Annotated in this window: 23 protein-coding genes and 1 riboswitch; of the genes, 13 read left to right on the top strand and 10 right to left on the bottom strand. The window is 62.9% G+C overall.

Translation table 11 applies throughout. The features are described 5' to 3' along the window. The first annotated feature begins 151 nt into the window (after window positions 1-151). The 5 genes from ACRHIG_RS12735 to ACRHIG_RS12715 all read left to right on the top strand — a co-directional run bounded on the left by ACRHIG_RS12735 (window position 152) and on the right by ACRHIG_RS12715 (window position 5,491). Complete coding sequence (locus tag ACRHIG_RS12735; RefSeq protein WP_489630368.1) at window positions 152-760, top strand: RES family NAD+ phosphorylase; 609 nt, start codon at window positions 152-154, stop codon at window positions 758-760. Window positions 761-898: 138 nt separating this feature from the next. After that, window positions 899-1,255: an ArsC family reductase gene (locus tag ACRHIG_RS12730; protein ID WP_489630367.1), complete on the top strand. Its 357-nt coding sequence runs from the start codon at window positions 899-901 to the stop codon at window positions 1,253-1,255. Window positions 1,256-1,324: 69 nt separating this feature from the next. Next, entirely contained in the window at window positions 1,325-2,461 is a 1,137-nt protein-coding gene (dapE, locus tag ACRHIG_RS12725) for a succinyl-diaminopimelate desuccinylase (protein WP_489630366.1), read from the top strand. Between the two features lie 56 nt (window positions 2,462-2,517). Next, window positions 2,518-3,408, top strand: a complete 891-nt coding sequence (prmB, locus tag ACRHIG_RS12720) for a 50S ribosomal protein L3 N(5)-glutamine methyltransferase (protein ID WP_475415245.1) — start codon at window positions 2,518-2,520, stop codon at window positions 3,406-3,408. A 115-nt stretch (window positions 3,409-3,523) separates the two neighbouring features. Continuing rightward, entirely contained in the window at window positions 3,524-5,491 is a 1,968-nt protein-coding gene (locus ACRHIG_RS12715) for an ATP-binding cassette domain-containing protein (RefSeq protein WP_489630365.1), read from the top strand. Between the two features lie 39 nt (window positions 5,492-5,530). Here ACRHIG_RS12715 and ACRHIG_RS12710 read toward each other — a convergent pair whose 3' ends face one another. Continuing rightward, a complete protein-coding gene (locus tag ACRHIG_RS12710; protein WP_489630364.1) occupies window positions 5,531-6,013 on the bottom strand; it encodes a chemotaxis protein CheW in 483 nt (160 codons plus the stop codon). Between the two features lie 196 nt (window positions 6,014-6,209). On the opposite strand from ACRHIG_RS12710, the gene arfB reads away from it, so the two are divergent. After that, the gene (arfB, locus tag ACRHIG_RS12705) at window positions 6,210-6,608 is read left to right on the top strand and encodes an alternative ribosome rescue aminoacyl-tRNA hydrolase ArfB (RefSeq protein WP_034749850.1); all 399 of its coding nucleotides are present in this window, start codon (window positions 6,210-6,212) and stop codon (window positions 6,606-6,608) included. 3 nt (window positions 6,609-6,611) lie between these two features. Here arfB and ACRHIG_RS12700 read toward each other — a convergent pair whose 3' ends face one another. Both ACRHIG_RS12700 and ACRHIG_RS12695 read right to left on the bottom strand, forming a co-directional pair. Continuing rightward, window positions 6,612-8,471: a flagellar assembly protein A gene (locus tag ACRHIG_RS12700; protein ID WP_489630363.1), complete on the bottom strand. Its 1,860-nt coding sequence runs from the start codon at window positions 8,469-8,471 to the stop codon at window positions 6,612-6,614. Between the two features lie 160 nt (window positions 8,472-8,631). Further along, on the bottom strand, window positions 8,632-8,958 hold the full coding sequence (locus ACRHIG_RS12695; protein WP_489630362.1) for a hypothetical protein: 327 nt from the start codon (window positions 8,956-8,958) through the stop codon (window positions 8,632-8,634). A 326-nt stretch (window positions 8,959-9,284) separates the two neighbouring features. Between ACRHIG_RS12695 and ompR the strand changes: the two genes are divergently transcribed. Further along, window positions 9,285-9,986 carry an osmolarity response regulator transcription factor OmpR gene (ompR, locus tag ACRHIG_RS12690; protein WP_223278807.1) on the top strand — a complete coding sequence of 234 codons (702 nt, stop codon included), beginning with the start codon at window positions 9,285-9,287 and terminating at the stop codon, window positions 9,984-9,986. Window positions 9,987-9,999: 13 nt separating this feature from the next. Continuing rightward, window positions 10,000-11,358, top strand: a complete 1,359-nt coding sequence (locus tag ACRHIG_RS12685) for a sensor histidine kinase (RefSeq protein ID WP_475415240.1) — start codon at window positions 10,000-10,002, stop codon at window positions 11,356-11,358. Window positions 11,359-11,600: 242 nt separating this feature from the next. Here the strand turns inward: ACRHIG_RS12685 and ACRHIG_RS12680 are convergent, their stop codons facing one another. Next, window positions 11,601-12,080 (bottom strand): Imm26 family immunity protein, encoded by a 480-nt coding sequence (locus ACRHIG_RS12680; protein WP_489630361.1) that lies wholly within the window; start codon window positions 12,078-12,080, stop codon window positions 11,601-11,603. 93 nt (window positions 12,081-12,173) lie between these two features. Next, the gene (locus tag ACRHIG_RS12675; protein WP_070288812.1) at window positions 12,174-12,479 is read right to left on the bottom strand and encodes a ferritin family protein; all 306 of its coding nucleotides are present in this window, start codon (window positions 12,477-12,479) and stop codon (window positions 12,174-12,176) included. Window positions 12,480-12,621: 142 nt separating this feature from the next. Here ACRHIG_RS12675 and ACRHIG_RS12670 point away from each other — a divergent pair, with 142 nt between their 5' ends. From ACRHIG_RS12670 to ACRHIG_RS12660, 3 genes are all read left to right on the top strand, one after another. Continuing rightward, window positions 12,622-13,779, top strand: coding sequence for an iron-containing alcohol dehydrogenase (locus tag ACRHIG_RS12670; protein ID WP_070288711.1), 1,158 nt, complete (start codon window positions 12,622-12,624; stop codon window positions 13,777-13,779). A 66-nt stretch (window positions 13,780-13,845) separates the two neighbouring features. Continuing rightward, a riboswitch (TPP riboswitch) is annotated at window positions 13,846-13,943 on the top strand. Window positions 13,944-14,029: 86 nt separating this feature from the next. Beyond that, window positions 14,030-16,177 carry a TonB-dependent siderophore receptor gene (locus ACRHIG_RS12665; RefSeq protein ID WP_489630360.1) on the top strand — a complete coding sequence of 716 codons (2,148 nt, stop codon included), beginning with the start codon at window positions 14,030-14,032 and terminating at the stop codon, window positions 16,175-16,177. A gap of 12 nt (window positions 16,178-16,189) precedes the next feature. Then, window positions 16,190-18,286 carry an alpha/beta hydrolase family protein gene (locus tag ACRHIG_RS12660; RefSeq protein WP_489630359.1) on the top strand — a complete coding sequence of 699 codons (2,097 nt, stop codon included), beginning with the start codon at window positions 16,190-16,192 and terminating at the stop codon, window positions 18,284-18,286. On the opposite strand, the gene ACRHIG_RS12655 is transcribed toward ACRHIG_RS12660, so the two are convergent. The 3 genes from ACRHIG_RS12655 to ACRHIG_RS12645 form a co-directional block, all read right to left on the bottom strand. Continuing rightward, window positions 18,283-18,822, bottom strand: coding sequence for an AAA family ATPase (locus ACRHIG_RS12655; RefSeq protein ID WP_489630358.1), 540 nt, complete (start codon window positions 18,820-18,822; stop codon window positions 18,283-18,285). The genes ACRHIG_RS12660 and ACRHIG_RS12655 overlap by 4 nt on opposite strands. Beyond that, the gene (pnuC, locus tag ACRHIG_RS12650; protein ID WP_489630357.1) at window positions 18,819-19,430 is read right to left on the bottom strand and encodes a nicotinamide riboside transporter PnuC; all 612 of its coding nucleotides are present in this window, start codon (window positions 19,428-19,430) and stop codon (window positions 18,819-18,821) included. Before pnuC ends, ACRHIG_RS12655 begins: the two co-directional genes overlap by 4 nt. 86 nt (window positions 19,431-19,516) lie before the next feature. Further along, window positions 19,517-20,035, bottom strand: a complete 519-nt coding sequence (locus ACRHIG_RS12645) for a DUF2867 domain-containing protein (RefSeq protein ID WP_489630356.1) — start codon at window positions 20,033-20,035, stop codon at window positions 19,517-19,519. A 67-nt stretch (window positions 20,036-20,102) separates the two neighbouring features. On the opposite strand from ACRHIG_RS12645, the gene ACRHIG_RS12640 reads away from it, so the two are divergent. Then, on the top strand, window positions 20,103-20,726 hold the full coding sequence (locus tag ACRHIG_RS12640) for a TetR/AcrR family transcriptional regulator (RefSeq protein ID WP_489630355.1): 624 nt from the start codon (window positions 20,103-20,105) through the stop codon (window positions 20,724-20,726). Window positions 20,727-20,877: 151 nt separating this feature from the next. Next, entirely contained in the window at window positions 20,878-21,279 is a 402-nt protein-coding gene (locus ACRHIG_RS12635; protein WP_489630354.1) for a hypothetical protein, read from the top strand. 3 nt (window positions 21,280-21,282) lie between these two features. On the opposite strand, the gene ACRHIG_RS12630 is transcribed toward ACRHIG_RS12635, so the two are convergent. Further along, on the bottom strand, window positions 21,283-21,816 hold the full coding sequence (locus tag ACRHIG_RS12630; RefSeq protein ID WP_489630353.1) for a hypothetical protein: 534 nt from the start codon (window positions 21,814-21,816) through the stop codon (window positions 21,283-21,285). 42 nt (window positions 21,817-21,858) lie between these two features. Further along, on the bottom strand, window positions 21,859-23,043 hold the full coding sequence (locus ACRHIG_RS12625) for a tetratricopeptide repeat protein (RefSeq protein ID WP_489630352.1): 1,185 nt from the start codon (window positions 23,041-23,043) through the stop codon (window positions 21,859-21,861). Between the last annotated feature and the right edge of the window lies 1 nt (window position 23,044).

Raw genomic sequence — 23,044 nt, 5'->3', positions numbered from 1 at the left:
CGGCGACTTGCCCGGCGCCGCCAAATGGGACTTTTTACCGCCCCGCGCCTGTCGCTGGGCGGAAAGTCGCCGCTGCAAGCCCTGGCAAAAGGAAAACTCGACGCCGTGATGGCGGCCGCCCGCGCCTACGCCGACGAATAGCGGCGACACCGTGGCAACCTTGCGCCTGCCCCGCTTGCCGCAACTGCCCGCAGCGCTGCAAACGGTGCGCTGCGATCCCGCCACCTTGTACCGGGTTTCCGGCCATGCCACGGGTGAACCGTACTTCGGCAGGGCGAATACCTACCGCTTCGACGATCCCCACCCGCAAGCGGCGGCCCGCTTCGGCACCTGCTACCTGGGCGCATCGCTGGCCGTGGCGCTGGCCGAAACACTGCTGCACGACCGCAAGCCCATCCGCAACCACTTCATCATCGGCCTGGCCGTGATACAGGCGCGCTTTGTCATACGGTTCACGGGAGAAACACTCATCCTGGCCGACCTGACGGGTGCCGCCCTCCGGAAGCTGGGCGGCCACGCGGGGCTCAGCGGCACATCGTCGTGTCAAACCACCAAAGCCTGGTCGGCCGCCATCCATGCGCATCCGGACGAGGTCGATGGCATGCTCTACATGTCGCGCCACAAGAATGATGAAACGGCAGGGGTGCTGTTCCACCGCGCCGCGCCCAAGCTGGCGATGGCATCCGCCACGCCGCTATCCACGCACCGCGACTTCGGCCAGGTGGCCACGCAACTGGGCATTCGCAGCGCCTGGCCCTGAACCTGCCCGCAACATGCAACCGTGTTGCACTGCCGCATCGACTGCGCATCGACTGTATAATGGCGGCTACCATCGCATTTTGGCCTGGCGCAAGCGCCGCGATCAAGCGAACCGCATTCATTCCCCTTAGCCCTACCCATGACGACCATTACACTCTACGGTATCCCCAACTGCGATACCGTCAAAAAGGCCCGCACCTGGCTGGCCGCGCAGCAACTCGATTTCACCTTCCACGACTTCAAGAAGCAGGGCCTGGAACGCGCCACAGTGGAAGCGTGGCTCGAGCAATTGCCGTGGGATGTGCTGGTCAACAAGAAAGGCACGACCTGGCGCGCCCTGTCCGACGAGCGCAAAGCCGCCACCGTCGACGCCGCCAGCGCCCTGGAACTGATGCTGGAAAACCCATCCATCATCAAGCGCCCCGTGCTGGACAAGGATGGCCAGTTCAGCGTGGCGTTTTCCGATGCCCAGTACAAGAACATTTTTTCAGTTTAAACCCGACACCTGCAAAGCTGGGGTCGTACGGGGACGCCGAGTCCCAAGGGTACGACCCCGCTCCACACCATGACCACCTCCAAAACCCTCGCCCTGACCGAAAAACTGATCGCCCTATCCTCGGTCACGCCCGACGACAAAGGCTGCCAGCAGCACCTGATCGACCTCCTCACGCCGCTGGGCTTTGTCTGCGAGACGATCCAGTCGAACGACGTCACCAATCTGTGGGCACGCCGCGGCACCACCTCGCCCGTATTCGTCTTTGCCGGCCATACGGACGTGGTGCCCACCGGCCCCGTCGAGCAATGGCGCTCGCTGCCCTTCATTCCCACGCACCGCGACGGCAAGCTGTACGGCCGTGGCGCGGCCGACATGAAGACCTCGATCGCCGCCATGGTGGTGGCTTGCGAGGAATTCATCGCCGCCACGCCAGGGCACACGGGTTCCATCGCTTTCCTGATCACCAGCGACGAGGAAGGCCCGGCCACGGACGGCACCGTCATCGTCTGCAATAAGTTAAAAGAGCGCGGCGAACAGATCGACTATTGCCTGGTGGGCGAGCCGACCTCGAGCGCGCAGCTGGGCGACATGATCAAGAACGGCCGCCGCGGTTCGCTGTCGGGCCGCTTGACGATCAAGGGCGTGCAAGGCCATATCGCCTACCCGCACCTGGCGAAAAACCCGATCCACGAAGCGGCGCAGGCGCTGGCCGACCTGGTCGAGGAAAAATGGGACGCGGGCAACGAGTATTACCTGCCCACGTCGTGGCAAATGTCCAACATCAACGCGGGCACGGGCGCCAATAACGTGATTCCGGGCGACATGGTGATCGATTTTAACTTCCGCTTTTCCACGGCCAGCACGGCGGAAAGCCTGCAGGAAAGGGTGCACGCCATCCTCGACAAGCATGACTTGCAATACGATTTACAATGGACCCTAAGCGGCCTGCCCTTCCTCACGCCGCGCGGCACCCTGTCCGATGCGCTGTCGTCCGCCATCCTGGAAGAAACGGGCCTCACGACGGAGCTGTCGACCACGGGCGGCACCTCGGATGGCCGGTTTATCGCGCAAATCTGCCCCCAAGTGATAGAATTCGGGCCGCCCAATGCCAGTATTCACAAGATCGACGAGCACATCGAACTGCGCCACATCGATCCCCTGAAGAATATTTACCGGCGCACGCTGGAGCATTTGCTGCCCGTCTGAACCAGAATACCGAGGCCCGTCACGGCGGGCCAGAACACCGTCTTTTCGAGAATGCCATGACCCCGAACCCGTTTTCCACGCCACGCGACCTGCTGCGCTACGCCGTCACCCGTTTCAACACCGCCAAGCTGTTTTTCGGCCACGGCAGCGCCGAAGCGTTCGACGAAGCGGCCTATCTGATCCTGCACACCTTGAAGTTGCCGCTCGACAAGCTCGAACCCTTCCTCGACGCCAAGCTGCTGCCGTCGGAAGTGGCCAGCGTGATGACGGTCATCGACCGCCGCAGCATCGACCGCGTGCCGGCCGCCTACATCACCAAGGAAGGCTGGCTGGGCACGTATAACTTCTACGTCGACGAGCGCGTGATCGTGCCCCGCTCCTTCATCGCCGAGCTGATCCCTGAGTACTTCTCGCCATGGGTGGCGGAACCGGAAGCCGTGGAAAACATCCTGGAACTGTGCACCGGTTCGGGCTGCCTGTCGATCATGATGGCCGATGCCTTCCCGAACGCCAGCGTCGACGCCGTGGACATTTCCGCCGATGCCCTGGCCGTGGCCAAGCGCAACGTCGACACGTACAAATTGCAAGACCGCGTGCACCTGATCGAATCGGACCTGTACACGAACGTGCCGGCCAAGAAATACGATTTGATCATCAGCAACCCGCCGTACGTGAATTCCGCGTCGATGGGCGCCCTGCCCCAGGAATACCTGGCCGAACCGCAGATCGCCCTCGACGGCGGCAGCGACGGCATGGACCTGGTGCGCAAGATCATCGCCGGCGCAGCCGAGCGCCTGACGGACGACGGCATCCTGATGATTGAAATCGGCAACGAACGCGCCTACGCGGAAGCGGCCTTCGGCGAGCTGGGCCTGACCTGGCTGACGACGAGCGCCGGCGACGACATGGTATTCCTGCTGACGGCCGAGCAGCTCAAGCTGGTTTGATCGACTTGGTAGGTCGGATTAGCGTAGCGTATTCCGACATGCCTGAATTTTACGGCGAGGGGTAAAGCCCAGCCTTCACAAAGAAAAAATGATACGTTTCCTACAAGTAAGCCTGATGCGCGGCATCAAACCGTTGCTCGAACAAGTCGACGTCACCCTCAATCCGGGCGACAAGATCGGCCTGATCGGCGCCAATGGCGCGGGCAAATCGAGCCTGTTCGCCATGATGCGCGGCGAACTGCACCCTGACCAGGGCGAGATCGATTTCCCGGCCAAATGGCGCGTGGCTTACGTGGCGCAGGAAACGCCGCCGCTGGACCGTGCCGCACTCGACTACGCCATCGACGGCGACGTCACCTTGCGCAAGCTGGAAGCGGAACTGGCGCGCCTGGAATCGGAGCCGGCCACATCGGAAAACGGCATCGCCATCGGCGAGATCTACAGCGCGCTGGCCGATGCCGACGCCTACACCGTGCAGTCGCGCGGCGAGCAATTGCTGCTGGGCCTGGGCTTTACCCTGGACCAGATGCAGCAGCCGGTGGCGAGTTTTTCCGGCGGCTGGCGCATGCGCTTGAACCTGGCGCAAGCGCTGATGTGCCCGTCCGACCTGCTGCTGCTCGATGAACCGACCAACCACTTGGACCTGGACGCCATCATCTGGCTGGAAGACTGGCTCAAGCGCTACGCCGGCACCTTGCTGATCATCTCCCATGACCGCGACTTCCTCGACGAAGTGGTCAACGTGGTCGTGCATATCGACGAGCGCAAGCTGAAACGCTATTCGGGCAACTACTCGAGCTTCGAGCGTCAGCGCGCGGCGCAGATGATCCTGGCCGCCGGCGCGCTGGAAAAGCAGCAGCGCAAGCGTGCCCATCTGGAATCCTTCGTAAACCGCTTCAAGGCGCAAGCCTCGAAAGCCCGCCAGGCGCAAAGCCGCATGAAGGCGCTGGCGAAGATGGAAGAACTGGCGCCGTTGCGCGCCGCCGCCGAATTCTCGTTCGAATTCCGCGAGCCGCTGTCGGCCCCGAACCCGCTGCTGGTGATGGAAGACGTCGATGCGGGCTACAAGATCGAAAACGAGGCGACGGGCGAAATCACGCATAAAACCATCGTCAACGGCATCAAGTTTTCGCTGCAGATCGGCCAGCGTATCGGCTTGCTGGGCCAGAACGGCGCCGGCAAATCGACCCTGATCAAGACCATCGCCGGCGAACTGATGCCGCTGACGGGCGACGCCACCATGGGCAAGGGCCTGAACATCGGCTACTTCGCCCAGCACCAGGTGGAAATGCTGCGCCACGACGAATCGCCGCTGTGGCATCTGGCCAAAATCGCGCCGACCGTGCGCGAGCAGGAATTGCGCAACTTCCTGGGCGGCTTCAACTTCCCCGGCAACATGGTCACCGCTTCCATCGCCCCGTTCTCGGGCGGCGAAAAAGCCCGCCTGGCGCTGGCCCTGATCGTCTGGCAGCGTCCGAACCTGCTGCTGCTCGATGAACCGACCAACCATCTGGATCTGGAAACGCGCGAAGCGCTGACGGAAGCGCTGGCGCAGTTCGAAGGCACCCTGGTCGTCGTGTCCCATGATCGCCATTTGCTGCGCGCCACCACCGACGAATTCATCATCGTCGCCGACGGCAAGCTGCAGCCGTTCGACGGCGACCTGGACGACTACAAGGACTGGCTCTTCAAGACCAAGCTGGGCAAGGGTACCGATGTGCTGCCGGCCGCCGGCAAGGCCAACAAGACCGATTTCCCGGTAACGTCGTCCGTACCCGCGCCGGCCGCCGCCCCTGCCGCGCCCGTGCGCGACAAGCGCAAGGAAGCGGAGGAACGCCAGAAAACGGCCGCCCTGCGCAAGCCGATCGAGAACAAGATCAAGCGTCAGGAAGAGCAGATCGCCAAGCGCAACGCGCAAAAGGCGGAAACCGATGCCAAGCTGGGCGAGCCGACCATCTATGACGCCGCCAACAAGGCCAAGCTGAAGCAATTGCTGGCCGACCAGACCTTCTTCACCAAGGACCTGGCGCAGCTGGAAGCGGAATGGCTCGATCTGCAGGATCAGCTGGAAAAACTCGGTTAATCAAGCAGCGACAAAAGACGACCTCCGGGTCGTCTTTTTTCAGGCTACCTGCATGGGACTGGGGCTGCGGATGGCCATCAGGCGGTCGATGTCGACGAGAATCAGGCGGCGGCCCGCCACCGTGCCCAGGCCCAGCAGATAGTCGGCCTCCGCCTCGCCCAGGCCGGGCACGGCGGCGATGTCGCCGGGCGCCAGGCTGACGATGTCGGTGACGCCGTCGACCACCATGCCCATCACGCCATTGCTCAGCTGCAGGATGATCACGTCGGTGGCCGGGTCGGGCGCGCCGTGGGCGCTGCCGAACGCGGCGCGCATGTCGACGATGGGGATGATCACGCCGCGCGAGACGGCCACGCTGTGCAGCACTTCCCCTTCCGAGGAAAAGCGGTCGAGCTCCTTGAGCGGACGCAATTCCCGCACGCAGCGGTAGTCGAGGCCGTATTCCAGGCCGCCCAGCCGAAAGCTCAAGTACTGCGTCAGGCATTGCGCGGTTGTGGCGCCAGGCGTGGTCGTCGGCTGCATGGTGTTCCTTTCATCCGGTAAGCGCTGCCAGGATGCGCAGTGGCGCAACGTTGGCCCCATGCTAACCAGCATCGCCACAGGCGGCGTTGAGAAACATCAACTTTCCAGGAAGGCATCATTGGCTGGCCGTCCCGGCCTTGCGCCGGCGCAGCCAACTTCCCTTACAATACCCACATCGCTTCTCCACAGGCAGGCCATGCAACACCTCGTCAATCCCGCTGAAGTTGAATTTTCCGCCATCCGCGCCCAGGGCCCGGGCGGGCAAAACGTCAACAAGGTGTCCAGCGCCATCCATTTGCGCTTTCCCATCGCCGCCTCGTCGCTGCCGGAAGCGTACAAGGAACGGCTGCTGGCCCTGCGCGACAGCCGCATCAGCAAGGATGGCGTGCTGGTCCTCAAGGCGCAGCAGTCGCGCAGCCAGGAGCAGAACAAGGAAGAAGCCTTGCGGCGCTTGCAGGAAATCATCGACAGCGTGACCTTCCTGCCCGCCGTGCGCCGCGCCACCAAGCCCACGCGCAGCTCGCAGCGGCGCCGCCTCGACAGCAAGAGCACGCACAGCGTCCTCAAGCAGTCGCGCGGCAAGGTCACGGATTAAACGCTAGGGCGGCGGCGCATACGTCCAGTCCAGGCTGCCCGTGCTGTCCGCAAACACGGGCAGCGTGGCCGGCGTGGCGCTGCGCAGCAAGGCCTTGATCTCCTTCGGCGGCCGGTCGTAGACCTTGGCCGGTCCGGGCGGCACGACCAGGGCGCGTACCGTCGTCTCGCCATCGACCAGGCCCAGGGTGCAGCGCGACTGGCCAGCCGTCGCCTGCCGCTCCTGGCGCAATTGTTCCACCAGGGCCAGCATCTGCGCGTGCAGGATTTCCGACTGTTTGACTTCCACGCGCAGCCGCGCCACCTCTTTCAGGACGGGGGCGATGCGCGTGGCCAGCTTGTCGTATTGCAGCTGTTGCGCTGGCTGCAGCTGCAATTCGCCGCGCCGCAGTTGGCCTGCCAGGGTCAGATAGTTGCGCACCTCGGGCAATTGCGCGATGGCGTCGATTTCCTGCTGGCGCTTGTGCCGCATCTGCTGGTGTTGCGCGGCCTTCGCCAGGCTTTCCGCCATCTTTTGCTCCAGGGCGCTCAAGTCGGGCACCAGCGGGAACAGCAGCATCTCCACCTGCTTGCGCGGGCCGGCGCTGCCGATGCGGATGGTGCGCGCCGCCACGGCGCAGCCTTCGGCCAGTTCGATGACGACCTCGTCGGCGATAATTTCGCAATTGCTGGCGCTGTCGATCACCACGCGCGTGCCGGCGATGACGCAGCTTTCCGCGCGCTTCACGTGCACTTCGCCGCTGAGCGCCTGCAGCACGGAACCGGAAGCGACGCCCTCGACGCGCACGTCGCCATGCTCGTTGAACGCCGTGCCGCCCACCAGATTGCGCTGTAGCCATATTAATCCGCCATGCGAGTGCAGATGGCCGTACACATCGCCATGGATGGTGATGTCGCTGCCGTCGAGCTGGCGCTGCTCCTGCACTTCGCCATATTCCTCGTAGGCGGCGCGCAGCTTGAGGTTGCCCGTGGTGCGGCTGCTGACGCCTTCGCGGCTGACGATCTTGTTTTCGATGGAAATCTTGCCGTGCTCATCGACATTCACGTAGCCATCCTGCGTGGCCACGACGAAATCGCCATCGCTGAAGCGCTCGACCGCCGTGCCCACGCCGGCCACCGCCGCCAGGTCCAGTTCCAGCGGCGCGGGCGGCGGCAGCGCCGTGCCGGCCAGGTCGTAGCCGGGCAAGCCGGGGAACGATGGCAGCAAACGCAGCAGGCGCGCATGTTTTTTCACTTGCGGAAAGCGGTTCTTGAAGCTGAGCAGGTCGAGCCGGCCATCGGGACGTTCGCGCGGCGCGTCGTCGCGGTGGATGCCTTGCGATACCTCGACCAGCTGGGCGTCGCGCCCCGGCTGCGGCGCCAGCGCCCGCGCCACCGTGATGCGCTCGGCCTTGCCGCTGCCGAGCATGGCGCGCACGGCCGCGCTATCGATGCCGTAGCGTACGCCCTTGCCCCACAGGTCGGCCACCAGCTCGTCGAATTCGCGGCGCGCCGGCACCTGGCCATCCGCGTCAGGAAGCAATGCTTCAAAGTAAAACTCGGCGCTGTCGCCGCGGATCTTGACCTGTTTATACAGCGCGCGGCGCTGGGGCGGGAATGGCGCCACGCGGGCGGCGATGCGCAGCAAGGCGTCGCCCTTGGGCGCGGCGCGGGGCGTGGGGGCATGGAACAGGGTCAGCAGGAACAAACCGTAATCGAGTCCGGCCAGCAGCTGCCCCGACTGGAACAGCTGGTCGACGGCGGCGCGCAACTGCGCCGGCGCCAGCGACAGGTCGAGACACACGCCCTCGCCGCGCTGGACGAGGCCATGCGGCAGGCTGCCTGCGGGCGCCGCATCAGGAACGGGCGTGTCGTCGTCGCTCACCACTTGCCTCCCCCAGCAACAGATTCAGAGAATTGTCTTATTGCACTATAACAATATCACGGGGCGTGGCGCTGTGCCTGGCTGGACAACAATGTTGAGGGCCAAATGCAGACAGGGCCATGTCTTGCGAGATGGCCCTGTCGGATGAGGTGTGCGATGCCTAGCGGCGCGGCGGATTCGAATAGATGTCCTGGCCCACTTCGTTGATCTGGCGGCGCAGGTCGCGGCGCTCGTCGGGCGTCATGCGGCCCGTGCGGCGCGAAGCGTCGGCGCCTTCGTTGGCACGGCGCTGCTCTTCGGCGCGCGTGTCGAAACTGCGTGCGTCACGCTGTTCGCGCAGTCGCGTATCATTGCTATTGCTGCGCTGTACCTGTTCGTACCGCTGGGCCTGCATTTGCTGCTGGTCGTCACGGCGTGGCGGCGGCTGGTTTTGCGCCAGCGCCAGGCTGGCGGCCAACACGGAACAAACGGCAAATGCGGACAGCACAGTCGTACGTGCGGCGATAGCTGCGCTGGGAGCGGCGTGAATTTTTTAGTAAAGATATTCATTGAGTTCCTCTTCCGCAATGCCGTATAAACTTAAAGCTGATTTCCACTGTGGCCCCAGTGTATGATGCTTTACACGGTGCAGTAAGAGTAATTGGGTAAAGTTTGTAACACTTTGTAATGGGTCGCCACAGCCCCTTGCCGACGCCGCGCGAGGCGTTACTATAGCAACTAATATAAGATAACACGACACCCTAAATGACCACAACCTCCACTACCGGCAGCAATACAACAACGCAATCGATCCACGGCCACCAGGCAAAGATCATGGTGGTCGATGACGATGTGCGCCTGCGCGACCTGCTGCGGCGCTACCTGACCGAACAGGGTTTCAATGTCTTCACGGCAGAGAGCGCGACGGCCATGAACAAGCTGTGGCTGCGCGAACGCTACGACCTGCTGGTGCTCGACCTGATGCTGCCCGGCGAAGACGGCCTGTCGATCTGCCGCCGCCTGCGCGGCGCGGGCGACCAGACGCCGATCATCATGCTGACGGCCAAGGGCGAGGACGTGGACCGCATCGTGGGCCTGGAAATGGGTGCCGACGATTACCTGCCGAAGCCGTTCAACCCGCGCGAGCTGGTGGCCCGCATCGGTGCCGTGCTGCGCCGCAAGGGTCCCGATGAAATCCCGGGCGCGCCGTCGGAAACGCCGCAAACCTTCGAATTCGGCGACTTCGTGCTGGACCTGGGTACGCGCACCTTGAAAAAGAATGGCGAAACGGTGCCGCTGACCACGGGCGAATTTTCCGTGCTGAAAGTGTTTGCCCGCCATGCGCGCCAGCCGCTGTCGCGCGAGAAACTGATGGAACTGGCGCGCGGACGCGAATACGAAGTGTTCGACCGCAGCCTGGACGTGCAGATTTCGCGCCTGCGTAAACTGATCGAACCCGATCCGTCGAGCCCGCTGTTCATCCAGACCGTGTGGGGCCTTGGCTACGTCTTCATCCCGGACGGACAGCCGCGCTGATCGCTGGCGAGGCATGATGAAGCTTGTTCCCGATATCAGCCTGGCGCGGCTGAAAAGCGGCCTGTTCTGGCGCACCTTTTTGCTGCTCGGCACCTTGACCACGGTCAGCATGATCACCTGGATCGGCATGATTTCCGTCATCCAGCGCGAACCGCAGGCGCAGCAGATTTCCGCCCAGATCATTTCCGTCGTCACCATCACGCATGCGGCCCTGACGCACTCGGCGCCCGAGCTGCGCCGCGAGCTGCTGTTCGACCTCGTCAGCAACGAAGGCATCCGCATCTTCTCGCTGGAAGAGGACGACCGCATCGAGCCGCCGCCCGACAATTACCTGATGCCCGAGATCGAGGCGCTGGTAAAGGCCAAGCTGGGCAAGGACACGCGCTTTTCCGCGCGCGTCAACGGCGTGGCGGGCTTCTGGGTCAGCTTCAAGATCGACGACGACGAATACTGGCTGATGCTGGACCGCGAGCGCCTGCGCGGCCTCACGGGCTTCCAGTGGCTGGGCTGGGCCAGCCTGGTATCGCTGCTGTCCCTGCTGGGCGCGGCCATCATTTCCAGCCTGATCAATCTGCCGCTGTCGCGCCTGACGGCGGCCGCGCGCGACATCGCCAAGGGCAAGCAGCCGGCGCCGCTGCCGGAAAAGGGCCCGATCGAAATCATCGAGGCGAACCGCAGCTTCAACCAGATGGTCGATGATCTCAAACAGGTGGAATCGGACCGCGCCGTGATTTTGGCCGGCATTTCGCACGACTTGCGCACGCCGCTGGCGCGCATGCAGCTGGAAGTGGAAATGGCCAACCTGTCGGACGAGGCGCGCGAAGGCATCCAGTCCGATATCGGGCAGATGGACGCCATCATCGGCCAGTTCCTCGATTACGCCAAGCCGACGGAAGCGTCGAGCTTTACCGACGTCGATCTGAGCGGTTTGCTCCACGACATGACGCGCGAAGCGATGCGCCTGCCGGACGTGAAGCTCAACGCCAGCATCGCCGACGGCGCGCATGCGATGGGCAACCCCACCGACTTGCGCCGCGTGCTGAACAACCTGATCGAGAATGCGCGCCGCTATGGCAAGACGCCGGGCAGCGACGTGACGGAAATCGACATCGCCTGCCACGTGCGCACCAGCCACGGCGCGAAAAAGGTCATCATCGAAGTACAGGACCACGGCACGGGCGTGCCGGCGGAAAAGATCGAGCAGCTGATGAAGCCGTTCACCCGCCTCGACACGGCGCGCGGGCAGGCCAACGGCGCAGGCCTGGGCCTGGCCATCGTCGACCGCGTGCTGCTGCGCCACGGCGCCGAATTACAGGTGCGCAACCGCGAAGGCGGCGGCCTGGCGTTTCAGATCAGCTTGCCGGCGGCATAAGCGGCGCTGGTCGGTGTAGGTCGGCTTAGCGCAAAGCGCGTAAGCCGACACCACCAGCGGCCTTGGCCAACAATGTGGCCGGATTACGCGAGGCAAGGCCTCGCTAATCCGACCTACGCCGCCCGATGCAGGCTCCGGCACCTACTGGCGTTTCAGATCAGTTTGCCGGCGGTGTGATTTATTTAGGTTGGATTAGCACGGCATCGCCATGCTAATCCAACGCCAACGCCGCCCGACTGCCATCAGGCCGACGCCTGCTCCTGCACCAGCAATTTGCTCATCAACAATTCCGTCGCCCCGTAGCCATACAGGGAATCGCTTTCCATGCCCGGCGTGTCGAAGGGGATCGATTCCTCGCGGTCCAGCTTGGCCGGATCGGCGTCCGCATAGCTGGCGCGCCAGGCGCGCTGCAAGGATTCATTGCGGCGGATAAACGCCGGCATGGGCCAGTCGTCGCGGTTCCAGTGGCGGCTGTCGCCCAGCAGGGGCCAGCGCTCGTTGAGCAGGGCCATGTCGCCCGTGCGCAGGCGGCGCACGGCCTGTTCCGGCCGCAAGCCTTCCAGTTCATCGAGTGTCGGCAAGACATCGCGTCGTGGTCCGAACATATACGCCAGCATGATGCGCCCGGCAGGCGCCGTACGCGCCACCACGCCGACGGCATAACCGCCGCCCGGCAAAGGCACGGCAAACCAGCTGCCTTCTCGGTATGGTAATGATTTCATTTCTGCAGACTCCCCCAAAATCGTGTTCGGGGCACAGTCTACGCGAAGCAAAGGCCATGTGGCGCATGGTACGCCACAACAACAAACCGATAGTTACAATATTTTCTCGTCATAGTGATACTGGGCAACAATCGGGCCCGCCTTGAACAGCGCCTCCTTCATGGCCGTATCGAGGCGCGCGTCGCGGCGGCGCATCCATTCGAGCAGCATGGCCGCTTCCTTGCGGCTGGTGTCGCCCGCGTGGGCCAGCACGCGGCGCAGTTCGGGGTCGGTGCACGCCTCGAAGCGCTGGCTGTTCAAGTCCAGCGCCTGCAGCGCGGCGATGGCGGCGCCGATGGCGCGGTGCATGTCGAGCGCGGTGGCCGGCAAGCCGGATTCTTCCAGTGGGACGGTGGTCATGCGCATTCCTTTTCGCGTGGTGGTGACATCGGCTGCATTCTCCACCGCGCGGGCGAAAAGCTCAAGCGTCCACGACACGATTTCACCCGTTCGGCCATAATCATGGCTCAGCAACAGCCTACACCTCGGCAGCGGGAGCCCCATGTTCAATTTCGACTTTTACAATCCGACGCAAATCCTCTTCGGCCAGGGCCAGATCGCCGCCATCGCCGGCCTGATCCCGCCGCAGGCGCGGGTCCTGATGACCTACGGCGGCGGCAGCATCAAGCAGAACGGCGTCTACGATGAAGTCAGGGCGGCGCTGGCCGGCCACACGGTGCTGGAATTTGCCGGCATCGAACCCAATCCCAGCTATGAAACCCTGATGCAGGCCGTGGCCATGGTGAAAAGCGAGCGCATCGATTTCCTGCTGGCCGTCGGCGGCGGCTCCGTGGTCGACGGCACCAAGTTCATCGCCGCCGCCGCCCTGCACGAGGGCGTAGCGTGGGACATCCTGGCGAAGGGCGGCAAGATCGTCGAGGCCGCCCTGCCCTTCGGCACGGTGCTCACCTTGCCGGCCACGGGTTCCGAAATGAACGGCTCGGCCGTGATCACGCGCAAGGCCACGCAGGAAAAGCGCTCGTTCATGAGCCGCAAGGTGTATCCGAAATTTTCCGTGCTGGATCCGTCGAAGACGTTCACCTTGCCGCTGCGCCAGGTGGGCAATGGCGTCGTCGATGCGTTTGCGCATGTGATGGAGCAGTACCTGACCTATCCCGTGAACGCGTCCGTGCAGGACCGCTTCGCCGAAGGCATTTTATTGACCCTGATCGAGGAAGGCCCGAAAGCCCTGTCGCACCCGGACGACTACGACGTGCGCGCCAACGTGATGTGGAGCGCCACCCTGGCCTTGAACGGCCTGATCGGCGTGGGCGTGCCGCAGGACTGGTCCACGCATGCCATCGGCCACGAATTGACGGCCTTGTACGAGCTCGATCATGCACAAACCCTGGCCATCATCCTGCCCAGCATGCTGCGCGTGCGCAAACAGGCCAAGCGCGCCAAGCTGCTGCAATACGCGGCCCGCGTGTGGGGCCTCGATGGCGGCGACGAGGATGGCCGCATCGAGGCGGCCATCGCGCGCACGGAATTTTTCTTCCGCCACATGGGCGTCAAGACGCGCCTGGCCGATTACGGCCTGAACCATGCCAGCGTGGACGCCGTCGTGTCCGCCCTGGAAGCGCATGGCATGACGGCGCTGGGCGAACAGCGCGAAGTGACGCCGGCCGTCAGCCGCAAGGTGCTGGAACTCAGTTTATAGATTCGCGCCACACTGTTGTAAAACGGTCGGCCAGGGGGACAGCCGGCCGTGCTTCATGCTAAGCTGTCAGTTCGCTAGGGGTCCTGGAGCAGTCATCCGGGTGAGAGATACCCTTCGTACCTGATCTGGATAATGCCAGCGAAGGAAAGCGCAAAGTACCTCCCTCCTTTGATAGCTCCTGCGTTGGCGCCAGCCGAACAAGCAGCCTGCCGTGCTCTTTCCCAGAGCCGGCTTGAACCACGAGCAATCTATGTCCACACCGAATTTATCTGTTTCCGTCCTGACACTGGCCATCCTGCACGCGTTTGCCGCGCCTGCCTTCGCCGCGAATGACACCACCGAAGCCGCCGACCCGCAGGCGCAAAGCATGGCCGAAGTCGTCGTCACGGCCAGCAAGGCGCCGGCCGCCAAGCGCGCCTCCGTGGGTGGCTTTTCCGACGCGCCGCTGCTGCAGACGCCCGCGTCCGTCACCGTCATTTCGCAAAAAGACATGCAGGACTTGCAAATCCGCAATCTCAGCGATGCCGTCAAGCTCGACGCCAGCATCAACGATGCCTACAACGCCGTCGGTTATGCGGAACAGTTTACGATCCGCGGCTTCAAGCTCGACAACAATTCCAGCTACCGCAAGGATGGCGTGGCCATTCCTGGCGACACGCAAATTCCGCTGGAAAACAAGGAACGCATCGAAGTGCTGAAAGGCCTGGCCGGCTTGCAGGCGGGCGTGGCCGCGCCGGGCGGCGTGATCGACTTCATCGTCAAGCGCCCCACCGCCGCGCCGCTGCGCACGGTGACCGTGGAAACGCGCGAACGGGGCACCTTGTACGGCGCCGTCGACCTGGGCGGACGCCTGGAAGACACGCGCTTCGGCTACCGGGTCAATGTGGCGGCCGAACGCCTGCGCTCCTACATCAAGGGCGCGGACGGCAACCGCAAATTCATTTCCGGCGCCTTCGACTGGCAGATTTCGCCGCAAGCCCTGCTGCAACTGGACGCCGACTACCAGGACAAGGCGCAGGCCACGGCGCCCGGCTTCCAGCTGCTGAACAATAAAACCTTACCGACCGGCATCAGCGCCGACGCCATGCTCAACCTGCAGCCGTGGACGCGCCCCGTGGAAACCGTCACCAGCAATATCGGCCTGCGCTTCCAGTACGCCTTCAATGACGACTGGCACGCCACCCTGTCGGCAAACCAGCACTCGTTCAAGCGCGACGACTACACGGCCTTCCCGTACGGCTGCAGCGGACAGGACCTGTACCCCGGCTTCTGCGGCAATGGCGATTACGACGTGTATGACTACCGCAGCCTGGGCGAGACGAAAAAACCGCTGAGCGCGCAAGCCATGATCCAGGGCAAGTTCGCCACCGGCTCCCTGCGCCATGACTTCACGGCCGGCGTCTCGACCTTCCGCCGCAAGGACCGCGCCGGCCTGTACGTGTACGACTGGGTGGGCGTGAGCAACATCTACCAGCCGCAGATCGTCGGCACGTCGCCCGGCGTCACGGGTCCCGTGCGCCTGGTGCGCAAGGATACGGAAAACTCCGTCTTCGTGCAGGATATCGTCAGCCTGGCGCCGAACTGGAAACTGCATGGCGGCTTGCGCCATATCAATGTCGACGGCTACCAGTACGTGCTGAAGGCCGACACGGAAATCCGCGCCAAGCATGACTTCCTGCTGCCGAACGTCTCGCTCGTCTACACTCCGCTCGACAATGTGTCCGTGTATGCGGCCTATTCGCAGGGCATGGAACATGGCGGCACGGCCGACCGCAAGGCGATGAATGCCAACGAAGAGCTGTCGCCGAGCCGCTCGAAGCAGATCGAATTGGGCGCCAAGATGGATGTGACGCCGGACTTCATGCTGGCGGCCAGCCTGTTCCAGATCCGCAAGGGCCTGGAATTCCAGAATACGGCCGGCTACTTCGTGCGCGAAGGCCAGGCCCAGCACCGGGGCCTGGAATTGTCGGCCCAGGGCAAGGCATCGTCCAACCTGAGCCTGGGCGCTTCCGTGACGGCCCTGAACAGCCAGCAGTCAGGCACGGGCAATGCGGACCTCGACGGCAAGCGCGTGCCCAACGTGCCCGCCTTCAAGGCGGCCGTGCATGCGGACTATGCCGTGCAACAGGTGGCGGGCCTGAGCGTGAATGGCAGCTGGGAATATGCGGGCAAGAAAGCGTTTGAGTACAACAACACGACCTTCGTGCCGTCGTACCACGTGTTCAACCTGGGCGCCGCTTACGCCACGCGCATCGCCGGCACGCGCGCCGTGCTGCGCGCCGCCGTCAACAACGTAGCCGACAAGTTCTACTGGCGCGATGTGACGCCGGAGTCCGACGGCTACCTGTACCCGGGCGCCAGCCGCACCTTCAAGGTGTCGGCGCAGTTCGATTTTTAATTCCTGTAAAGATTGATCCAGGGCGCAAGAGACCTGGCACGGGGACGACGGCGAGGATGGCGAGGAAGCTGGAAATATTTCCTAATAGGAATTGATTTTATTGCTACAATAAATATCATTATTTGCAACTACCCACCCTTGCCGATGCCTACATTGCCACGCGCCTTGCCCTTACTCGTCGCCGTCCTGTTCCCGACTTTGGCTGCCAGCGCTGCCTGGTCGGCAGAGCGACTCATCCCCATCGAACACTTCACCAAGCGCGATGCCGTCAGTAAGCTGCGGCTTTCGCCAGATGGCAAGCATTTGGCCGTGACGGTGCAAGTTCCCCAGGGTGAACGCATGGTTCCCACCATCGGGATCTACAGCCTGCCCGAGATGCAACTGGTCGGCACGCTGCGCCTGCGTATCTTTGAAGTGCCGATGAGCTACTTCTGGCTGAACAACCGGCGCCTCGTCATGCGCAAGGGCGAGGAACAAGGCTCCCTCGAAAAGCCCATGTCGACGGGAGAAATCCTCGCCTTTGACCTCGACGGCAACAAGCAGGAATATTTGTATGGCTATGAAATGTTTCGCTCATCAAGCCGCGGACAGTATCAGGATGATTATGGCTACGCCTATATCAATACCATTCCCCGGCCGCGCACGGGCCATGTCTTTCTGTCCGCCCAGGACTGGGATCGCGACCGCTCGATGCTGTATGACGTGGACAGCAAACAGGGCGTGCGCAAGCTGATCGCCAATATTGCTGCGCCGCGGCTGAGTTACATCTTGCAGAATAATCAGGTGCCACGTTTTGCCTATGGCTGGAACGACGAGCTCACTCCCATCTTGTATCGCTATGACGATGCCAGCAGCGAATGGCGTCTGCATACGATGCAAAAAGGCAGGAATTTCATTCCATTCCAGTTCACGCCGGACGACAGCGCGTTTTTCGCCTTTCAGAACAACGATAACGGCCCGTATTCGCTGATACGTCAAGAACTTGCCAGCGGCAAACAAACTGTCCTGGCGCAGGATGCCGTCGGCGACGTCAGAACTGCCATGCTGGCGCCCGACGACACGCCATTTGCCGTCGTCATCGACATCGGCAGGCCACGCACCGTGTACGTCGATCCTGCCAGCGATAGCGCCAGACTGCACCAGCAATTGAGCGCCTCGTTTCCGGACGATCATGTCCAGTTCATCAATTTCACGGACGATGGCGCCACCTTGCTGTTTGCCGTTTCCAACGACCGCGATCCGGGCAGCTATTACCTGTATCACAAAGCCAGCAACAAGGCCGACCTGCTGTATGCGACCATGGCCGACATCGATCCGGAACAGATGGCCCCGCGCCGGCCGATTGCCTTCAAGGCACGTGACGGACTGGACCTGCATGGCTACCTGACCATGCCGAAGCATGCTCCCGGCGTCAAGCTGCCTCTGGTGGTGATGCCCCATGGCGGCCCGCACGGCATCGCCGACACCTGGTATTTCGATAGCGACGCCCAATTCCTTGCCAGCCGCGGCTATGCGGTGCTGCAGGTAAATTACCGTGGCTCCGATGGTCGCGGCCAGCGGTTCCGGCGCGCCGGCTATCGCCAATGGGGTACGCTGATCCAGGATGACATCCTCGACGGCCTCGCGGCCGTACTGGCGCAGGGTGAAGTCGATGCCAGTCGCGTCTGTTCGTATGGCGCCAGCTTCGGCGCGTATGTGGCCATGATGCTGCCTGTCCGTGCGCCTGGCGCCTTCAAATGCGCGATTGGCTATGCCGGCGCGTATGAACTGAAGCTGCTGCAGGACGCCCCCATGACGCGCCGCCTCAAGTATGTGCGGCGCGAGTTCCAGGACTATCTGGGCGAGGATACACGCGAACTCGATGCCATTTCACCGAGCCAGCAAGCGCAGCGGATCAAGGTGCCGGTGTTGCTCATCCATGGCGACAAGGATGAGACCACGCCGCCCGTGCAGGCCGAGCTGATGCGCAAGGCGCTGATTGCCGCCAATAACGCGCCCGAATGGATGATGGTGGAAGACGAGGGGCATGGCTTTTACAAGACGCGCAACGCCACCGCGATGTATCGGAAACTGGAAGCATTCCTGCACCAGCATATTGGCAGGCCTTAACGCTGCAGGACTGCCGCAGCCCCCGCCATCCAGCCGTCAACCTGCTTCAAGCGCTGCGCGAGTGGACCGTTGACCAGCAGGTAGGCGATGCCGCGCGCGTCCAGCTCGTCGAGCAGATAGCGGTAGATCAGCTGGCGCACGGCTTCCGATTCGCGCTGCAAACCGTCTGGCGTCCAGGGGCTGTCGGGGGCAGTCACGATGGTCGCGTGGTATTGATGGCCGGCGGCCAGCGCCGCCAGTTGCGCATCGGCGCCATTGAAATAATGGCGGCTGTAGACCAGCGTCATCAAGGGCGTCGTGTCGCAGAACAGGAAGTGACGGGCTTGCGCGGCGGCCGCGTCTTCGCGTTCAACTTGCGTACGCGCAATCCCATACTGGTCTTCCGCCACAGGCACCCTGCCCTGCGTGGCGACGAACTCACGTAAATACTCGGGCACCCAGACGGTGCCGTAGCGCTCGGCCAGGGCCGCCGCCAGGGTCGACTTGCCCGACGATTCCGCGCCCAGAATGGCCACGCGCACGCAGCGGCCCGTCACTTGAGGACCATCGCGCCGGGCGCGGCGGGCGCCGACTTCTTCCACGCCAGCAAGCCGATAACGGCCATCACCACGAAGAAGGCGTACAGCACGGCCGTCAGGGTCAGGCCCTTGTGCACATACAGCCACACATACAGCACGTCGACGATGATCCAGGCGATCCAGTTTTCCAGCTTCTTGCGCGACAACAGGAATTGTCCTACCAGGCTGCCTGCCGTGAGGAAACCATCCGCATGGGGCACGTCCGTGTCCGTCGTCGTCAGCAGCCAGGCGATGAGCAGGAAACCCACCAGCCAGCCCGCGGCGCAGGCCAGCCAGCCGCGGCCATCGAGGCGCGTGACGGGCAGGGTCTTGCCGCCGCTGGCCGGATGCAGCCACTGGTACCAGCCCCAGAATGAGACGCTGATGAACAACAGCTGCAGGGCCATGTCGCCATACAGGCGCGACTCGAAAAACACGAAACCATAGGCGGCCGAGGAAATGATGGCGAACAGCCACGCCCAGTGATTCTGGCGGATGTTCAGCGCAACGGTTGTCAATGCCAGGACAAAGGAAATCAGTTCAAGCGGCGTGGTGGCAAAACCCAGCAGGAGAAGCGTATCGTTCATGGGAATCGTGATGAGGCTGGTGGTGCAGTATGCAATACCGGCCATGAATAAGCAAGATTGCCCTTGCCGTCCGCCCCCTCCCCGCCTCAGGCGAAGCCTGCCCTGGCCGCGCGCGCCAGCGAATGCCGCACGATCAGCTTGTGAAACGGGCGGATCAGCAGGATGTAGGCGCGTCCCACCCAGTTGTGGCAATGCACGACGCTGGAGACGGTCACGCTGCCATGGCGGCCAGCGTCGCGGTTGCGCAGCACGGACAGACGGAAGTCCAGGTGGCTGTCGTCCTCGCCCAGGATGATCTCGTCGTCGCTGACGGCATAGATGCGGAAGATGCCGATGCGCTTGCCGGGCCGCGCTTCCATCTGTTTTGCCGTCCGGATGCCGAAACGCGCCACGATGGCGTCGCGCAGCACCATCAGCTTGCGCGCCCAGCCCGGCTGCCTGCCCAACAGCTGGCGCGCCAGGCTCTGCATGTCCATCTGGCGCGCCTGCGCCGTCGGCAAGTCGACGGCGTACGCATCGGCCAGGTTGCTGCCGGGATACAAGGGGGCGATGCTGGCGCCGGGCGGCAAGTCCACGGTGCGGACGGCAATGTTCATCTCATGCATGTGCTCTCCATGTTTTCAGTGATAACATGCCCATCATACACGACAATGTGAACAGCGATAACATAGAATGACAACAACGAGCACCTATCATCACGGCAACTTGCGCGACACCCTGGTCGCCACCGTCATCGCGCAACTGGCGCAGCAGCACGACGCCGCCCTGTCGCTGCGCGAACTGGCGCGCACGGTGGGCGTCTCGGCCGCCGCCGTGTACCGCCACTTCCCCAGCAAGGAAGCCCTGCTGGCCGAGGTGGCGGCGGCCGGCTTCGCCAGCCTGATACAGAAATGGGAAACGCAGCTGCCGCCGCCGGGCAGCCTGGCCGCCGAACAGCGCTTTCAATTGCTGGGCCAGCAATACATCGAATTCGCCCTGGCCGCGCCCGCCCACTACCGGCTGATGTTCGAACACCAGGACGTGCGCCAGTTCCCCGCCCTGCAGGAAGCGGCGCAGGCGTGCTTCCAGTACGTGCTGCAGACGGCGGGCGCGGCCGTGCGCGAAGCTGGCCTCGACCCGCGCTGGGACAAGGCCGCCGCCAGCGCCGGCTGGTCGCTGGGCCACGGCTACGTGATGCTGCTGTTGAGCGGCCGCCTGGCCATGGCGGACGGCGGCGACGCGCTGTCGCCGGCCATGGTGCCGCGCTTCTTCCAGTTGCCGGTGGAGGCGCTGCGGCAGGCCGATGAAAAACAGTGATGGCTGTACAGATGAACAGACATCGCAAGATGAGTCCCCCTACTTGATACATTGTTGATTTATGCAGGATATTTCAATCGACACACTCTCCGTGATCGCCAGGCAATGCATTGCCGTCACGTGCCTGCAACGTTTTTGCCGGCGCTTTGATATGGATCATCCCGCCCTGGCCGCGTTCGCCGCTCACGTGTGGAAAGTGGCGCAACTCGCGCCTGGAGGGTTTGCAGCCTGGGAACGGGGCTTTGCATCCCTGGCGGTGACGGGCATGGGCGATCCCTGGCCGGAAGACGTGCGCGCGGCACTGCCCGGGCACCTGCTGGGCACGCTGGAAGCACTGGTGCAGCATGTGCTGGAAACGAGCGCCTGCACCTGGCATGGCGATGACCTTGCGGCAAGCAGGCGCCAGCTGGAAGCCGTCTTTGCCATCTGCGTCCGGCATGACGTGGCGCTACCGCAGTTTGGGCACTATGCGCAGCACGATGCGGCGCTGCGCGGCGGCTGGGGGCCGGCGCTCACGGACGGGGAAGTGAAGGCCTGGCAAGCCCTGATATAACGTTCACGCCAGAAGGTCTCGGCGCACCTGTTCGAGCAGGCGCTCCTCTTCATCCGTATCGGCATCGATTTGCGTGACCACGGTCCAGAACGGCGCGCACGTCTTGATCTGCTCGAAGGCATGGCTCGTTTCCAGCCGCACCATGGTTTTCCTGAGGCTGTGCAGATAGCCTTCCTCGATGGCGCAGAGCAGCTCGTCATCGGCGGCGTCGATCAGCTCGCTCAGCGCGCCTTCGATCCCTGCATGCCCCTCCTCCCACAATTGCCCGATTTCCGGCACGTCGGCTTCCATGCACTCGTTCGACCAGTCAGGAGGATAGTAATCGCGCGCCCTGTTACCGGGATCGGTATCAAAGCTCAGCGAAATGGACGGGAACGATACGGCGTTGAAGGCAAAGGCTGAAAATGCCTGATCCTTGAAAGCGGACGCGCCCAGCAGCGCCAGCGATGCGCTGGCCAGCCTGAACCAGGTTGCCTCGACGTCGTAGGCTGTTTCAAACGCGTGCCAATCCGGCGGCAAATCGGGAGTCTGGGGCATGGGAACCTGTCGAAAAAGAATAGCGGTGGATAGTGCGCGGAATTATACGTGGCGCAGGCAATGCGGCAGGCCGTGGCGCGTGAACAGTGCGGGGCCATGCCGGGACGGCAAACCGGCGCGACGCAGCGCATAGTTGGCGGCCAGGAAATATGGTTTTTGCAACAGCGAGGCGGCGCTTGGCTGCGGGGTGGCTGGCGGCGGGCGGACACCCATGGCGGCGTCGAGCAGGCTCTTTCGTTGACCATCCCAAGGCGGCAGATCAGCCGGTGGCAATGGCAGGACTTTATCGAGGTTGGGAAAACGGCGATTGGGGTTGAAGCCGAGGGCACGACTAAGTACGCCGTAACGTTCCGCTCGCGCCTTATCAATATACGGAACCAGCATATTTGCGAGATCAAATGGATCTCCGAATTCAATCTTGAGTTTGTTTGCGCATTTCTCGCAGCCCAGCCTTACTCCGGTATGTAATACTTGCAACGCACGTTCTTTGGTTTCAGTTGTTCTTTCCCCATCAGACGTGCCGTCAGGCGTTCTTACTACAACATATAAATAAGATAAATCATATGCGGATGGGCCATATCCCTGCCCCAGCGCGCATTCCATCATCTTGATTGCCACAGGAATGTTCCCCCACATTTCAGCACCTGGATAATCCTTCCCCGCAGTGAGTTTTTCTCCTAAAAAACCCAGCGCTTGCGGGTTACCCATCTGCGCAGCCTTTTGCCAAAAGGCATAAGCACGAGTGATGTCGCCGTTGACTCCGGTGCTATTCGCAAAATACGTCCCCATCCTGTCATAGGCGGCCGGTATGCCGAGCCGCATCGCCTTTTCCACCAGTTGCACCGCTTCTTCCTCACCATATAGAGGATCGCGTCCTTCCACATACAGGCTGGCCAGATTGAGCATCGCCTTCCAGTGCAACCGCTCTGCCGCTTGACGCGTCAGATCAACGATTTTTTTGTAATCGCGGTCTTCCACGGCAATTTCGGGATCTTCCATGGCGCGCGCTTCGAGGAACCAGTCCTCGGCTTGCGCATCAATGGGCGGTACCTTGCTCGCCTCGGTTTCGCAAATGAAGTCGGGAACATGCGGATTGAAAAGCGGCAGGCTTTGGTTGCGTGGCAGGACTTTGTCGTTAGGCATTTTGCAGGCCAGCAGGCAGCACAAGACAATAAGCGACGCGAAGCGTCCTCTCATGGCAGCCATGCTGGATTGATTGCGATCCATT

The sequence above is a fragment of the Janthinobacterium sp. C22 genome (genome assembly GCF_057919405.1).
This window is presented reverse-complemented; position numbering and strand designations above follow the sequence as displayed.